Below are 14191 nucleotides of genomic sequence, written 5' to 3'. Positions count from 1 at the left end.
ACGCTTCGTCCGCCCTTGGAAGAACGATGTCCGGCCCCACCCGACCCGTCGGTCCTGGCCGGCCGTCTCAGCCGCCGGCGTGAACTCTTCGAGCGGGCCGGCGGCACCTCCGGCGCGGACCACTACCTCTTTCCGGTCATGGCCGCTCTGGTCCCCGTCGCCACCAGCCGCGGCGGAGAGGTCGCCTACCCCGGCGATCCCATGTGCCTCTACTCGGCACTCTCGCTCACCGTCGAACGCTCCGTCACCCGCCTGGAACGCGGGCTCGCCCCGCAGCCGTCGCTGGACGACGTCGTCCCCGACTGGGGGCGCTACCCGGACGCCGCCTACCGCCGCGCCGAGGACGGCCCCCGCTCCGTACTCATCGCGGACAGCCCCACCACCGACGGCCACGTCTTCGATCCGCGCATCTGGGACGACGTGGCCCGTCAGGCCTTCATCACCGAACTCTTGGCGCTGCGCCCCAAGGTGCTGCTGCTCAGCTCGGTGTCGGCCGGCCACCGCTACGCGCTGGAGATGGCCGAACTGGCCAGGGAACACGCACCGCACTGCTTGGTGGTCCTCGGGGGGAGGCACGCCGACGAGACCGTCCGCTACCAGCACGCCAGCGGCACGGCTGACCTCTCCTGGAGCAGTACCGTGGAAGTCATCCGCGACGGCCGCGCCCGGCCCGTGGTCGACTTCGTGGTGGCGGGGGACGGAGCCCCCCTGCTGGACCTGCTGCTACGCGTGGTCGGACTCGTCGCCACCCCCGGCTTCGGCCCCACCCCCGTGGAGGAGGTCCTCGACGCGCTCCCGCTCGTCGCCGGCCACGACGGGACGACGAAGGGCGTCGGCAGTATCGTCGGCCTCACGGCGGATGAAGCCGTGCTCGTCCCGGTACGGGGAGAGCGCGTGAACGCGGTGCAACTCCCCTCACCCTACGAAGCGTTCTCCGTACGGGCCCGGTTCGGGATCTTCACCCGCGCGGGGAGTTCGCCCCTGGGCAGCCGGACCGCGCACGTGATGACGCTGGACGCCTGCCCGTTCAAGTGCACCTTCTGCTCCGAGAGCATCCAGGTGTCGCAGCGGCCCACGCGCTTCGCGGTGTCCGAGACCGAGCACGTCGCACGGCGCATCGGCCAGCTGGCCGACTGGGGGGCTGAGGCGGCCTTCTTCGACGATCCGGTCTTCTGGGGCGGCAACTGGAAGGCGATCACCGACTTCTGCCACGACCTGGCGCGCCTCCAGGACAGCAGGCCGGAGCTCCGGTCGTTCGAGTGGGGCGCTCAGCTCACCGTGGACGTCGTCCTCAACCGCGCCAAGGCGGACGAGGTCGGTGCGGCCCTCGACCTCATGAGGGAGAACGGCTGCACCTACATCTACATCGGCATCGAGAGCATGGCCCAGCAGGTCATGCGGAACGTCGGCAAGAACCTGCTGCGGCGCAACCCCGAGGCATGGGTGAGCAAGGTGCGCGAAGCCCTGAGCACCATCAGGTCCCACGGGATCCGCGTCGGCAGTTCCGTCCTCTTCGGACTCGACGGCGAGGACCGGGGGACCATCGAGGAGACGATCGAGGAGATCGGCCGCCTCATCGACGACGGGCTGCTCATCATGGCCAGCCCGAACATCCTCACCTACCACCCCGGGACCGCCATCACCGCGGAGCACGGGCAGGACCGGCTCGACTACCACTCGCGGAAGGACAACCGGCCGCCCTACACGTACTTCGAGGAGGCCTACCCGGAGGTGGTCTCCCGGCTCCTGGACGAGGACGACATCTGGTTCATCCACGAGGCCTCGGCCAAACGATGGGGCAGTACCCGCAACAGCGCCGCCGAGTCGGTGGCCTCCATCGGCGCATGACGCACACCACCGAAGGGAATGTCTTGGAAGGCCATGTGCTGGACGTCGACGCACAGAGCTACTGGGGGCCGTACTACTCGTACTTCCCCGCGCTCGCCCGCTACATCCCGCTGGGCGAGTACGCCCGCCGGGTCCGCCCGAGGGCCTGCGTGCTCGGTGCCTCGGACGGCAAGTTCGCCCTCCCCCTGCTGCGCGCCGGCTGGGAGGTCGTCGGGGTGGAGACCGACGCGCTCTTCCTGAACGGCGGCGAGTTCGACCTCGTCGACGGCCACCACGAAGTCGTGGGACTGCGGCAGAGGCTGTCGGCGGAGGGCCTCACCGAGGCCTGCACCATCGTCGAGCAGGACTACATGACCCTCCCCGCCTCGGGAGACTTCCAGCTGGTGATGGGCAGCGGCCTCTGGTCGATGCCCCCCAACCGGGCCCACACGATGGAAGCGCTCATCCACCATGCGATGGACATGGTCGCCCCGGGCGGCATCTTCTTCGGCGAGTACCTGATCGGGCTCAACGACGAGGAGCGCCAGTGCGGCTACTACCCGCCCCGGGAGGAGATGGACCGTATGGTCGACCGGCCCGGCTGGCACCTCTTCGAGAACGCCGACCTCGGCATCCGCGGCGAGAGCCACCTCGGCTACGAGCAGTGGCACTACCACCGGTACGCCGCCGCCATCACGCACCGCATGCCGCTGCGCACCACCCCTGAACCGTCCCCGTGACCTCCACCGACACCGCACGCACCGGCGGGCGCCCCCATCTTCCTGGGGGCACCCGCCCCGCAGTCGTGGTCTCGGACCTGGACGGCACACTGCTGGACGCGGACCGTGAGGTCGGCGAACGGACCCGCCGGGCTCTCACCGCCGCCGTGGCCGACGGCGTACATCTGGTGCTCGCCACCGCACGGCCCGACTGGTCGGCCCGGCGGGTGCTGGAGCCCCTGCGCGGACTGGGCGCGTCCCTCGTCTCCTCCAACGGAGCCGTCACCGGCTGCCTGGACGACCCCCGGCCGCGGCGGGTCCGAGCCATGGACCCGGCCCGGGTGCGCGAGGCGCTGGCCCTGCTCGGACCGGCTCCGTGGGCGGTGGACCGCCCCTCCGGGCGGCTGCTCGGGCCCGGCTGGCCGGACATCCTCAGCAGTGGCGGCGCGGGGGCGCCCCGGGTCGCGGAGGTGCCGTACGGCGAGGAGGTCCTGTGCCTGATGTCCCGGCGCCCCTGCCCTCCCTCGCCTGCCTTCCTCGCCCCCGCGGGGCTCACCTGGACCTCTTCGGACGCGGGCCTCGTCGAGGTCTCGGCGCCCGGGGCCGACAAGCGGTCCGCCGTCTCCTGGCTCCTCGCCGGCCGGGGTCTCGACTGGAGCGCCGTCGTCGCCTTCGGTGACGCGCCCAACGACATGGCCCTCCTCAGCGCGGCCGCCACAGGCGTGGCGATGGCCAACGCCGCCTCTGACGTACGGTCTTCGGCAACGGAACTGACGGATAATCACGACGAGGACGGGGTGGCCAAGTGGCTGGAGAGGAACCTCCTGTGAACGAAGTGAACCCTCCCGGCGGCCCGCCGGCGGGGAAAGTGTGGATAGTCGGCGGGCCGGGCTGCGGCAAGTCGACCCTCGCCGGGCTGCTTGCGGAGCCAGGCGCGCCTCCGGTCCGCCTGGACGCCCTGTTCTGGGGACCGGGCTGGACGCCGGTGCCGGAGGACAGGTTCCTCGCGGAGATCCAGAAGGCGTTGGAGGCCCCGCGCTGGGTGGTCGACGGCCAGTTCCCCGCCGCCGTCGCGGCCTACGCGCACACCGCCGACTGCGTGGTCTGGGTCGACCCGCCGCTGCGCGTCGCCTGGCCCCGGCTGCTGCGCCGCACACTGCGCCGCTGGATCAGCCGGGAGGAGCTGTGGGGCGGCACCCGGGAGACCCTGTGGACGGTCGTCGGCCCCCGGTCGATCCTCTGGTACGCCCTGAAGGTGCGGGCGGAACAGCGGCAGGCCAACCTCGACCTGTTCGCACGCCTGTCGGGAACCGGCGTGCGCCTCATCCGGTTCCGCGGCGGCGATGTACGGAACCTTGTCGGCCGGATCGCCCGGTGATCCGCTTCAGGCCGACGGAACAACCCTCTTGTCAACGTCGGGAGTCACCCATGGATGTCCGCACCTACGACACGGTCGGCGCGCTGCCCGCCGCCGACTGGGAGGCCCTCACCTCCGGGTCCACCCTCTACTCGACCACGGGCTTCCAGAGCGTGCGGGAGGAGGAGCTGCCCCAGGGCGCGCGGGCCCGCCGCATCACGGCCCACGGCACCGAGGGCACCGCGGTGGCCGGTCTGGAGACCTACACGTTCACCAGGCCTCCCCACGCGCTCTACACGCCCGCCGATCTGCTCGCCGGCCTCGTCGGCGAAGAGCGCCACGCCGCTGTCGCCTCACGCCCGCTGGCGATCGGCGCGGGCTGGTCGGAGTTCCGCGGCCAGGTCGTCCACCACCCGGACGCCGCACCCCAGCAGCGAACGGGGGCTGTCGAGGCGCTGGCCGTCGAGGCCCTGAAGTTCGCCAAGGAGGCCGAGGCATCCGTCCTCGCCTACTACTACCTCCCCCGTGAGGACGCGCTCGACCTCGCCCGCGCCCACGAGCACGAGGGGGCCGTAGCCCTCTTCCACGACGTGGAGACGGTGCTCCCGATCGGTCTCTGGGACGGCCTGGACGACTACTACGCCTGGCTCCCCGCCAAGCGGCGCCCCCGCGCCCGGCGCGAGGTCCGCACCTTCCGTGACAGCGGGCGCACCATCCGGGAGGTGGCTCTGCCCGAGGTCGTCGACCGCATAGCTCCGCTCAACAGCGCCCTCATGCGCAAGCACGGCCACGACTACGGGGTCGAGCGGGCGGCGGAGGTCTACGGCCGGCAGGGACGGCACCTGGGCGACCGCAGCACCCTGCTGCTGGCCGAGGAAGGCGACAGCCCCGTCGGCTTCGCCCTGCGGTACCACCACCAGGACATGCTCTACGCCCGAGTGGCGGGCTTCGACTACGACTTCGCCAACAAGGCGGACTACTTCAACCTGGTCTTCTACCACCCGATCGACCAGGGGACGGGGCGGTCCACCAGCGCCATCCACCTCGGCCAGGGGACTTTCGAGGCGAAGCTGACCCGGGGCGCCCAGCCGGTCCCCCTGTACACGGTGCTCGTGGGCGTGGACCAGCCGCTCAAGGCCGATCCCGACGTCGTACGGGAACGCAACCGGCAGGAGACCGAGGCATTCGGGGACGCGTACGCGCGGCATGTCGTCGGTGGGCTCGACACGAAGGAATGGCTGCTGTGAACAGGCGCACCGCCCCGAGGACCGGATCGAGCGGGAGGAGGCCCGGCCGTGACTGAGACCAGGCACCTGGCGTCGATCGGCGAGATCGACCGCGCCGCCTGGGACTCCCTGGCGCCCGTCTCCTGCTTCTACCAGAGCCACGGCTGGCTCGCCGGGCAGGAGCGCCCCGACTTCGCCGCCGCCATCTACACCGTGGTGTCGTCGGGGAGCGGACTGCTCGCCGCCACCCCGTCCTACGACTTCCCGGCCGAGTACGCCCCGCCTCTCCCGCCGGTCGCCGCCGACCGCGAGGTCCTGCGCGTGGGAACCCGCACCGGATACCACAACGAGTTCCTGCTCGCCGGGGACGAGTCCGAACGGCGCTCCGCCCTGGCCGAGTTGGTCGAGGGGCTCGCGGACCACGCCGCCGGCCTCGGCCGCGACGCCCTCCTCTTCGACTTCCTCACCACCGACAGTCTGCGGCTGCTCGCCGGTCTGTTCCCGGTCCGCGCCCAGCTGCGCAGCGCCGAGGCCGTGGTCCACAACGAGGAAGGCACCTTCGAGTCGTACCGGCGGCTGCTCGGACGGAACGTCCGCAAGCGCGACTACGAGGTGCGCAAGTTCGACCGGGCCGGGCTGCGGCTGGAGACGGCGCCCCTGTCGGCGTGCGTGGACGAACTCGCCCCACTGATCGGCCAGACCATGGACCGCTACGACGCCTCCCTGGACCTGGCGGAGATCCGGACGTTCCTCCAGGCCCAGGCCGATCATCTGGACGGCCTCAGCACGGTGTTCCGCGTCGTCGACGCGGAGGGCGGCCTGGTCGGCGGGCACATCGCCTTCGCCTGGCGGGAGATGCTGTACGCCCGGGTGGCCGGCTTCGACTACACCCGGACCAAGGACGCGTACGAGTACTTCAACGCCGTCTACTACGGACCGCTGCGCCACATGGAGCGGCACGGGCTCAACGCCCTCCACCTCGGCCTGTCGGCAGTCGAGGCCAAGGTCAGGCGCGGGGCCCGGCTCCACCCCGTATGGGCGGCGGTGCTGCCTCTGCCGCTGGTCCGGGGCGCCGGCCTGACCCGCGACGCCGCCGCCGACCAGGCCATGGCCGACTCGGTGCGGGCCGAGGCGGGCGGCGGGATGGACGACGAGGAGTGGGAGCTGAGCCGGGTCACCCCGCTCTGACACCCGCGGCGGTCACCGCGGGGCGCCGAAGGACAGCGGCACCCCGCGGCACGGTCTCACCCGCGGGCGGGCCAGAGAGTGGGGCAGAAGTCCGGGTCGGCGTAGTCCGGCTCCCCGGCCGGGGTCCGCCGCACCAGGGCGTCGTGCTTGTAGGGCTGCTGGCGGCCTTCGGAGTTCCGGTAGTGCTGGTAGGCGTTGGTGCCGTCCTGGAGGTGGAACGAGATCGCCCGCCGGGGCTCAGGACTGCGGTTCGGGCCACTGCCGTGGTAGAGCAGGCAGTGGTGGAAGGTCATGTGGCCCCGGGGGATGTGCACGGGGACCCGCTCGACGCTCGCGCCGTTGCGCTCCGCGTCCCCTTCCAGCAGGTATTCGCGGGCCACGTCCGCCGGGTCACCGTTCGGCCGCTCGGCGCCGTGACGCCGCTTCCACCGGTGGCTTCCCGGCACCATCGTGATGGTGCCGGTCTCCTCCGTGCAGTCATGGAAAGGGATGAAGGCGGTCAGCATATTGTCGGACGAACAGGTGGGCCAGAAGTATTTGTCGAAATGCCAGGAGACGATGTTCGACATTTCTTCGGGGGCTGCCGGCTTGTAAATGAGAGTCGCCATGAAAGTGCGTATCTCGGGGGTTCTCGCAAGGCGCGCGGCCACGGCGGCCACCACGGGTTTGCGGAGAATTCCGGCAATGGTTTCATCCCGGTAATGGATGTAGTCGTTGTTGCGCTGGATCTCGCCGTCGGCGGGGGACCAGTCGGCCAGTCGATCCGGTCGGGTCGGCAACTCGCGGTCGCGTTGACCTGCATAGAAGCGTTCGCTGGCCTGAGTCAGGGCCTCGGTCTCCGCGTCGTCGAGCAGCTTCTGCGAAAGGTACCAGCCACTTTCCTCATAGCGCAGGACATCCTCGTCCGACGGTAGTAGCCGCAATTCTTCTTCCGTCAGTACCGAATACTCCGACATCACATCCTCATCTCTCCGAACCTCTGTCGGATCGTCGGGTCTGAGCACACCCTAGCGAACGGATGGGGCGTGTGCTAGGTTCATTTCCCAACTGGTTCGATCGGGGGACGGGATGGCGATTCTGGACGAGGAAGTCCGGGTTCTCCTCAAGGGGAACAGGGATTTCCGTAATGTATGGGTGGGGGAGTCGGCCGCCCATTTCGGGACCCAGCTGACCAATTTCCTGTTGCCTCTGGTCGCGGTGACCGCCCTGCACGCCAGCGGCACCGAGGTGGGCCTCATCTCCGCCGTGCAGTTCATCCCGATCGTCCTGCTGTCGCTGGTCGCCGGGGTGGTGGTCGACCGCCACCCGCCCCGCCGCACGCTGGTGATCACCAGCGTGGCCCGCGGCGCCGTGCTGGCGCTCCTCGGCGTCGCGCAGGCCACCCAGGGGCTGACGATCACCCATGTGGTGGCCGCTGCCGCGGTCGTCGGCACCGCGACCGTCTTCTACGAGGTCGCCTACCAGTCCACCATCCCCAAGATCGTCTCCGTGGACTCCATCCCCTCGGCCAACGGACTGCACCAGGCCACCTACTCCGTCAGCCAGCTCGCCGGTCCCTCGGTAGCCGGCTTCCTCGTCGGCAAGACGGGGCTCTCCCCCACCTTCGCCGTCGCCGCGGCCTTCTTCGTCGGAGCCACTCTCGGCGGAGCACTGCTGCGTGACGTCAAGGCGCCCGGCGTACCGCGGCAGTCGGCGCTGCACACGATCGCATCAGGGCTGCGGTACACCTGGTCCCTGCGTCCCCTTCGCGACCTCTGCACGCAGGCGGGCCTGTCCAACCTGCACGAGCAGTGCTTCCTCACCGTCTTCCTGATCTTCGCCGCCCGTGAGCTGGGCCTCAGCGGCACGGCGATCGGTCTGGTCATCGGCGTCGGCAGCGTCGGCGCGCTGGCCGGCTCGCTGGTGGCCGCGCGCATCGGCGCCCGGACGACCGTGGGCCGTACCCTGACCGGCGGTGTGGTCCTCGCCGCCGCCGGTCTCCTCCTCGTCCCGCTCGTGGTCGTCCCCGACCTCGGTGCCGTCGTCCTGGTGGCCCTCCTCGCCCTCGCCTTCGTCGTGAACGGCTTCGGGGTGGCACTCTTCAACGTCTTCGCGGTGAGCCTCCGGCAAGCCATCCCGCCCGAGCACCAGTTGGGCGCGGTCACCGCGAGCTACCGGCTGGTGGCCCTGGGGACGCTGCCGGTCGGCGCGTTCGCCGGCGGGGCCCTCTCGGATGCCCTGGGGGCCGGCCGCGCCATCTGGGTCGTCGGGGTCTCGTACCTGTGCGTCTCGTTCTGGCTGATGTTCTCGCCGCTTCGTTCCGCCACCACCCTCCAACAGGCGCGCGCGCTGGGCGTGCGGCCGGGGTCCGGGGAGACCGTCGACGAGCAGACCCCCGCCCCCTGACCGGCCTGGCACCACCCCGATCACCCCGCATCGCGTTCCCCAGAGGCAGAAAGCGAGCAACGACGTGGCTGAAGAGAAAGACGTACTGATCTACTCCAAGCGCTTCGAGGGCGGGGTGCGCCTCGTCTCGCGCATGCTCTCGGACATGGGACGCCGCCCGGTCCTGGTCTCCGACGAGCCGGAGGACGTCAACCGCGCCCACTGCGCGGCCCACGTCGTGGTCGACTGGGAGACGGCGAGCCTGGAGGAACTGGTGGCGGCGCTCGGGGCGGCGGACGTGGCGCCGACAGCCGTCGTCAACTTCGTGGACTCGCTGATCTCCTGGCAGGTGCGCACGGCGCGGCATTACGGACTGACGGGCGGCGAGCACGGCCGCGAAGTCCTGCTGAGCAAGGCACGGGTGCGGGCGGCCATGGCGGACCGGGGCCTGTCCTCGCTGGCCTTCGCGGCCGGAACCGCCGCCTCCCTCGACACCGACGCGGTCACCTCGTACCCCGTCATCGTCAAGCCTGACCAGGACTCGGGCGGTTCACGCCTCGTCCGCCGTGCCAAGGACGCTGCCGAGCTCGTCTCCTGCCTGAAGGAGCTGGCCGCTGCCGCGGGTCCGGAGACGGACGTCATCGTGGAGGAGTACATCGACGGGATCGAGTTCTCCGTCGACGGGCCGGTGCTGGACGGCCGGTTCCATCCGCTCTTCGAGGTCGAGAAGACGGGGCACGACGACCGGCGGCACCACGACGCGGGACTCCTCGTCTCGCCTCCGGTCTCCGCGCGGGTGCGTTCTGCCGCGGGCGAGCTGTCGGAGCGGGTCGGGGCGCTGTGCGCCTCCCTCGGCCTGGGGGACAGCTGGCTGCACGTCGAAGGGCGGACGCGCGCGGACGGCACCTGCGAACTGGTCGAGATCAATCCGCGTCCCGGCGGCCGTATGTACCGGTCGGCCACCCAACGGGCCTGCGGTGTCGACTCCATCGACATGTCGGTACGCATGGCGCTCGGGGAGCGCCTGGACGGCGTCCTGGCCGAGGCGGCCACCGGCGGCACCGAGCTGCTGGCCATGCTTCCTTTCGAGGCCGACCGCGTCGGCACCCTGGCGAGCGCGACCTCCGTCGAGGAGCTCAAGCGGATTCCCGGGGTGGTGGACGGCTACCTGTTCGAGAACTTCCGCGTGGTGACCATGGACCGGGAGAACTTCTTCGCCGAGGCCATGATCGCCGCCGACAGCGTCGCCGAGCTGCACAGGACAGCCGAGCAGGTCCGCTCGGTCTTCACCTTCACCTTCGAGTGACCCGCACGGGCGGAGGCACGCTCACGCCCCGCACGGGCCTTGAGCGGGTCCGGGAGTGACGGGCGCCGCGTAGCAGTGCACCGCCACGGTCCGGTCCGGGCCCCATCGCTGGTCGACGGTGGCCAGCCAGGTCCACCCCAGGCGTTCGTACAGGGCGACGGCCGACGCGTCGGAGGTCAGGACGTCCAGGACCGGATGCAGTCCGCGCAGCCGGGCCTCCCGCGTCGCACGTTCCATCAGCAGGGCGCCGGCACCGTGGCCGCGTGCGACGGGGGAGACGAACAGACGGCTCATCACGGCGGCCTTCTCGACGGGTACACCCGTACGACGGCTCCACAGGCCCGGCGCCCGGTCCTCCGCCCCGCCCCTCGTCAGGCCGACGTGGCCGACGATCTTCCCGTCCAGTTCGGCCACCCAGGCGGCGCACAGAGAGGGCTGGGCCAGCCACTCACCGGGGCGTTCGGGCCACTCCTCCGGGTAGCCGTCGCACTCGTGCACGTCGGCCAGCACCTGCACGCAGGCGTCGAGGTCGGAGCCTTCACGCCATCGGACCCGGCAGCCGGGCGCCTGTTCCGAAGGAGAGTCGGTCCGGTTTCCCACCGCAGCATGAAATCACGCTTCGACCGCCTTCGCGCGGAGGCCGGTACGGGGTGGAAGCCGCAGGACTCACTCGCCGTGCCCTGGGGCTCCTGCCTTTCCGGGTGCTGCTGCGGCCCTTATCCGCGGTCGCAGGCGCGCACGGCAGCGGTGAGAGCCGACCCGGCGCCCTGCCGGCCCTGGCCCCCCTGACCTGGGCTCACCGGGCGCGGTGGTGTCATCGTCTGGACGCCTCCACATGCCCCCGGGACACGGAGGGATGATCGTGGAGCCATGTCCGGCACGGCGTTCGGCGTCCTCCGCGCGGTCAGGACCCGTGCACTGCGGGGAGGGCCCGCGTCGCCCGGCGCCGGCCCGCGGCGATGGAGGGTGTCGCCGGGGCGTGCGCGGTGCCGGGCGGGAACGGAGGCCGGTTGCGCGCCGGAGGGAGCCGGATTCCTCCGGGAGGGCTTCGACCGCGTTTCCCCGGGCACTCGAACGAGCGCAGGTGACCGGGTGGGGACGATGCCGCCCGGACGACGGAGGACACGCGAATGACACAGGCGACCGAGGGGGCGGACACGGGGCGGACCGGCGCCGTGGTCCAGTGGTGGCGACGGGCCTTCTCCTACGCGGGGGACGAGCGCGAGACGCTGCTGGTGATCGGGAAGAGCACGCTCGCCGCCACCCTGGCCTGGCTGGTCGCCTACGACCTCCTCGACGCCCGCTCACCCGCCTTCGCCCCGTTCTCGGCGGTGCTGATCATGCAGGTGACGGTCTACCGCTCGATCGTGCAGTCGCTGCGCTATGTCGGTGCCGTCGTCGCCGGTGTCCTGGTGCAGGCCGCTCTCGGGTTCCTCGCGGGCCCTGACCTGCTGACCTTCGTGCTCGTCGCCCTCATCGCCCTCACACTCGGGCGATGGCCGGTGCTGGGTGCCCAGGGACCGCAGGTCGCGACCGCCGCCTTCTTCGCCTTCTCGACGTACACCTCGTCGTCCGGGGACGCCCAGCGCGTCTTCCGGCTGGGGGAGATCGTGCTGCTCGTCCTCGTCGGCTGTGCGATCGGCACCGCGGTCAACGTCCTCGTGGCCCCGCCACTGCGCTACCGCAGCGCCGAGTACGGCATCCGAAGCCTCGCCCACACCCTGCACGACCTGCTCGCCGACATGTACCCCCAGCTCGCGGAGGGCGTGCCCGACCAGGACACCACGGGCGGGTGGCGGGCCCGGGCGCAACGGACCGAAGGGACGATCAACCAGGCGAGGTCGGGCCTGGAGACCGCCAAGGAGAGCCTTCAGCTCAACCCGCGGCGGTTGCTGCGCCGGTACCGGGCGCTGCCCGGCTTCCAGGGCTACGAGTCCGTGCTCGGCGCACTGGAACGCACGCTCTACCAGGTGGCCGCGCTCGTCCGCGGTCTCGACCGGTCCCGCGAGGACGACGAGGCCGTCCGGCCGTTCCTGCGGCGCTACGCGGCGTTCCTCGAGTCCGCCGCCGCGGTCGCCGAGGTGCTGACGACGCTGGACGAGACCACCCTGCTCCCTCAGGCGAAACGGCTGGAGCGGCTGGCCGGCGAGGCGGAGGTGCGCCGGGACGAAGTGGTCGAGGAGACCCGCCGGCTGTCCTTGTCCCTGGCCGACCCCTCGGCGCCGTACGGCATGCTCGTCACGGAGGCCACACGGCTGCTGGAGGAGTTCCAGTACACCGGTCAGGTCCTGCTGGAAGCCGCGCAGAACGCGAACGTGTACCGCGGGCCGGGCTCGCCGCGGCGGTAGGCGGTCCGCGACCGGCCGGGGCGCCCGCCCCCTCTCTATGCTGAGCGGGCCGCGACGGCCGGGGGACGGATGCCGTACGCGGCACGGATACGCGACAGCGCGACGCGGGGGGTTCGTTCATGACCGGTGGGCAGGGGAGCACAGCCGCTGACGACGGGGCGGAGGGCCCGCCCGGTCCGCTCGTCGACGCGGCGTGGCTCGCGCGTCGGCTCACGGCCCCGGGGACCGTCGTCCTGGACGCCTCGGTGGGGGCGCACCGCGCTGTCGGACGGCGCGTCCCGGGAGCCCGGCGCTTCGACATCGACGGGGCCATGTCCGACCAGGCCGTACAGCTGCCGCACACGATGCCGCAGGCGGAGGTGTTCGCCGAGGAGATGCGCGCCCTGGGGGTGCACGACACGGACACCGTCGTCGTCTACGACACCGCCGGGATCTACTCCAGCGCCCGCGCCTGGTGGATGCTCCGCGCGATGGGCTCGGACCGCGTCGCGGTGCTCGACGGAGGGCTGCCCGCCTGGGAGAGGGCCGGCTTCCCGGTGGAGGCACGCGCGCCGGGGGGAGCCGAGCGGGCGGGGGACTTCACCGCCCGGCCGCGCCCCGGGGCGTTCGTCGGCAGTGAAGCCGTCGTCAGGGCGCTGGCCGACCCGCGCACGGCCGTACTCGACGCGAGGTCCCGAGAGCGGTTCGCCGGTACGGCCGCGGAGCCCCGGCCCGGGTTGCGGGGCGGCCATATGCCGGGGGCCGTGAACCTGCCCTTCCCCGAGATCCAGCGCGACGGCCGCATGCTCCCCGTGGGGGAGCTCCGCTCCGTGTTCGAGGCGTCGGCGGGGGGCAGGGAGCGGCTGGTCGTCAGCTGCGGGTCCGGTGTCACGGCGTGCGTCCTGGCGCTCGGGGCGGAGCTCGCCGGACACGGCGAGGTGTCCGTGTACGACGGGTCCTGGAGCGAATGGGGACTGCGCTCGGAACTGCCGGTCGAGACGGGTACCTGACCCGGCGGAGGCCGTCAGCTCCTCCGTTCGCCTGTGTCCGCCTCACCCTTCTCCGGCCGTGGGGCGCTCGGTCCCGTGGCCGCGCCGTCGTCGCACCGTCCTCCACCCGCCGGGCCTTCCGCAGGCCGACGCGACGAACCGCCGGACCGTGCCGCTAGGTCTGCCCGGGGGAGAAGAGCGGCGCGTCAGGCCACCAGCGAGGCGACCAGTTCCGCCGCCTCGTCCAGCTCCTCCACCGCGTGCGCGGTGAGCCGCGGGTCGGCGGCGCGCAGGGCGGTGGCGTGGGCGAGCGCGTCGGCGGACACGCCGCCGTCGTCCGAGAACCGGGAGAGCAGCGCCGTGAGCAGCTCCCGGGCCGGAGGGCGCCCGGGGTGCTCCGGGCCGAGGGCGGGCAGGGCGAGCATCAGTGCGGTCATGGCGCGGTCCAGGGCGGGCGGTCCCTCGTCCGCGGTCAGCCAGTCGGTCACCACGGCGCCCTCGGAGGCCAGGACCACGGTCTCCGGACGCAGGCACAGGTGCAGGATCCGGTCGCCGGGGTCCTGGGACAGACGCGGAGGCATCGCGTGCAGCTCGCGCAGGAGCCGGGCGAGCAGGCCTGCCCCGTCATCCCCGGTGACGGAGCCCGTCCGCAGGGCCTCGGCCAGTGTCGGACCGGTCAGCCGCTGCAGGACCAGGTCCGTGGGGAGCGCCCCGTCGGCGGGCGGACCGATACGCGGGACCGGGAAGCCGGAGGCCGAGAGGTACGACATCACGGCCAGCTCCCCGGTGGTGTCGATGCCGGGACGGTAGCGGCGCAGGACCCACGAGCCGTCGAGTGCGTACACGTCGGCGGTGCGTCCCGATGCCAGGAGCGGGCCTATATGCATG

General features: G+C 71.8%; 13 protein-coding genes. 10 read left to right on the top strand and 3 right to left on the bottom strand.

Going from position 1 to position 14191, the window contains the following annotated elements; translation table 11 throughout:
* The first annotated feature begins 15 nt into the window (after positions 1-15).
* From ACHFIV_RS30470 to ACHFIV_RS30445, 6 genes are read left to right on the top strand one after another with little or no spacing between them, the layout of a single operon-like run.
* Positions 16-1848, top strand: coding sequence for a B12-binding domain-containing radical SAM protein (locus tag ACHFIV_RS30470; protein ID WP_398975717.1), 1833 nt, complete (start codon positions 16-18; stop codon positions 1846-1848).
* The gene (locus ACHFIV_RS30465; RefSeq protein WP_398975716.1) at positions 1845-2567 is read left to right on the top strand and encodes a hypothetical protein; all 723 of its coding nucleotides are present in this window, start codon (positions 1845-1847) and stop codon (positions 2565-2567) included. The genes ACHFIV_RS30470 and ACHFIV_RS30465 overlap by 4 nt, the downstream gene beginning before the upstream one ends.
* A complete protein-coding gene (locus ACHFIV_RS30460; RefSeq protein ID WP_398975714.1) occupies positions 2564-3376 on the top strand; it encodes an HAD family hydrolase in 813 nt (270 codons plus the stop codon). The genes ACHFIV_RS30465 and ACHFIV_RS30460 overlap by 4 nt, the downstream gene beginning before the upstream one ends.
* On the top strand, positions 3373-3924 hold the full coding sequence (locus ACHFIV_RS30455; RefSeq protein ID WP_398975712.1) for a hypothetical protein: 552 nt from the start codon (positions 3373-3375) through the stop codon (positions 3922-3924). Before ACHFIV_RS30460 ends, ACHFIV_RS30455 begins: the two co-directional genes overlap by 4 nt.
* Positions 3925-3974: 50 nt before the next feature.
* Complete coding sequence (locus tag ACHFIV_RS30450; protein ID WP_398975710.1) at positions 3975-5150, top strand: GNAT family N-acetyltransferase; 1176 nt, start codon at positions 3975-3977, stop codon at positions 5148-5150.
* 48 nt (positions 5151-5198) lie between these two features.
* On the top strand, positions 5199-6317 hold the full coding sequence (locus tag ACHFIV_RS30445) for a hypothetical protein (RefSeq protein WP_398975709.1): 1119 nt from the start codon (positions 5199-5201) through the stop codon (positions 6315-6317).
* 56 nt (positions 6318-6373) lie between these two features.
* On the opposite strand, the gene ACHFIV_RS30440 is transcribed toward ACHFIV_RS30445, so the two are convergent.
* Positions 6374-7273 carry a phytanoyl-CoA dioxygenase family protein gene (locus tag ACHFIV_RS30440; protein WP_398975707.1) on the bottom strand — a complete coding sequence of 300 codons (900 nt, stop codon included), beginning with the start codon at positions 7271-7273 and terminating at the stop codon, positions 6374-6376.
* Between the two features lie 112 nt (positions 7274-7385).
* On the opposite strand from ACHFIV_RS30440, the gene ACHFIV_RS30435 reads away from it, so the two are divergent.
* Together ACHFIV_RS30435 and ACHFIV_RS30430 are read left to right on the top strand one after the other, a co-directional pair.
* On the top strand, positions 7386-8702 hold the full coding sequence (locus ACHFIV_RS30435; RefSeq protein WP_398975705.1) for an MFS transporter: 1317 nt from the start codon (positions 7386-7388) through the stop codon (positions 8700-8702).
* Between the two features lie 64 nt (positions 8703-8766).
* Complete coding sequence (locus ACHFIV_RS30430; RefSeq protein WP_398975703.1) at positions 8767-9987, top strand: acetyl-CoA carboxylase biotin carboxylase subunit family protein; 1221 nt, start codon at positions 8767-8769, stop codon at positions 9985-9987.
* Between the two features lie 21 nt (positions 9988-10008).
* Here the strand turns inward: ACHFIV_RS30430 and ACHFIV_RS30425 are convergent, their stop codons facing one another.
* Positions 10009-10587, bottom strand: a complete 579-nt coding sequence (locus ACHFIV_RS30425; RefSeq protein WP_398975701.1) for a GNAT family N-acetyltransferase — start codon at positions 10585-10587, stop codon at positions 10009-10011.
* A gap of 530 nt (positions 10588-11117) precedes the next feature.
* On the opposite strand from ACHFIV_RS30425, the gene ACHFIV_RS30420 reads away from it, so the two are divergent.
* Positions 11118-12335 (top strand): aromatic acid exporter family protein, encoded by a 1218-nt coding sequence (locus ACHFIV_RS30420; RefSeq protein WP_398975699.1) that lies wholly within the window; start codon positions 11118-11120, stop codon positions 12333-12335.
* A 119-nt stretch (positions 12336-12454) separates the two neighbouring features.
* On the top strand, positions 12455-13324 hold the full coding sequence (locus ACHFIV_RS30415) for a sulfurtransferase (RefSeq protein ID WP_398975697.1): 870 nt from the start codon (positions 12455-12457) through the stop codon (positions 13322-13324).
* 185 nt (positions 13325-13509) lie between these two features.
* Here the strand turns inward: ACHFIV_RS30415 and ACHFIV_RS30410 are convergent, their stop codons facing one another.
* Entirely contained in the window at positions 13510-14190 is a 681-nt protein-coding gene (locus ACHFIV_RS30410; protein ID WP_398975695.1) for an aminoglycoside phosphotransferase family protein, read from the bottom strand.
* Position 14191: the final 1 nt, after the last annotated feature.

Source organism: Streptomyces sp. ALB3, assembly GCF_044385685.1.
Classification (GTDB): domain Bacteria; phylum Actinomycetota; class Actinomycetes; order Streptomycetales; family Streptomycetaceae; genus Streptomyces.
Note: the sequence above shows the minus strand (reverse complement) of the source record. Positions and strands in the feature narration are given on the sequence as shown.

Excerpts from the sequence above, each read along its gene's own strand:
- ACHFIV_RS30465 (WP_398975716.1), top strand. The coding sequence starts at position 1,845 with ATGACGCACACCACCGAAGGGAATGTCTTGGAAGGCCATGTGCTGGAC.
- ACHFIV_RS30450 (WP_398975710.1), top strand. The coding sequence starts at position 3,975 with ATGGATGTCCGCACCTACGACACGGTCGGCGCGCTGCCCGCCGCCGAC.
- ACHFIV_RS30440 (WP_398975707.1), bottom strand. The coding sequence starts at position 7,273 with ATGTCGGAGTATTCGGTACTGACGGAAGAAGAATTGCGGCTACTACCG.
- ACHFIV_RS30435 (WP_398975705.1), top strand. The coding sequence starts at position 7,386 with ATGGCGATTCTGGACGAGGAAGTCCGGGTTCTCCTCAAGGGGAACAGG.
- ACHFIV_RS30420 (WP_398975699.1), top strand. The coding sequence starts at position 11,118 with ATGACACAGGCGACCGAGGGGGCGGACACGGGGCGGACCGGCGCCGTG.
- ACHFIV_RS30415 (WP_398975697.1), top strand. The coding sequence starts at position 12,455 with ATGACCGGTGGGCAGGGGAGCACAGCCGCTGACGACGGGGCGGAGGGC.
- ACHFIV_RS30410 (WP_398975695.1), bottom strand. The coding sequence starts at position 14,190 with ATGCATATAGGCCCGCTCCTGGCATCGGGACGCACCGCCGACGTGTAC.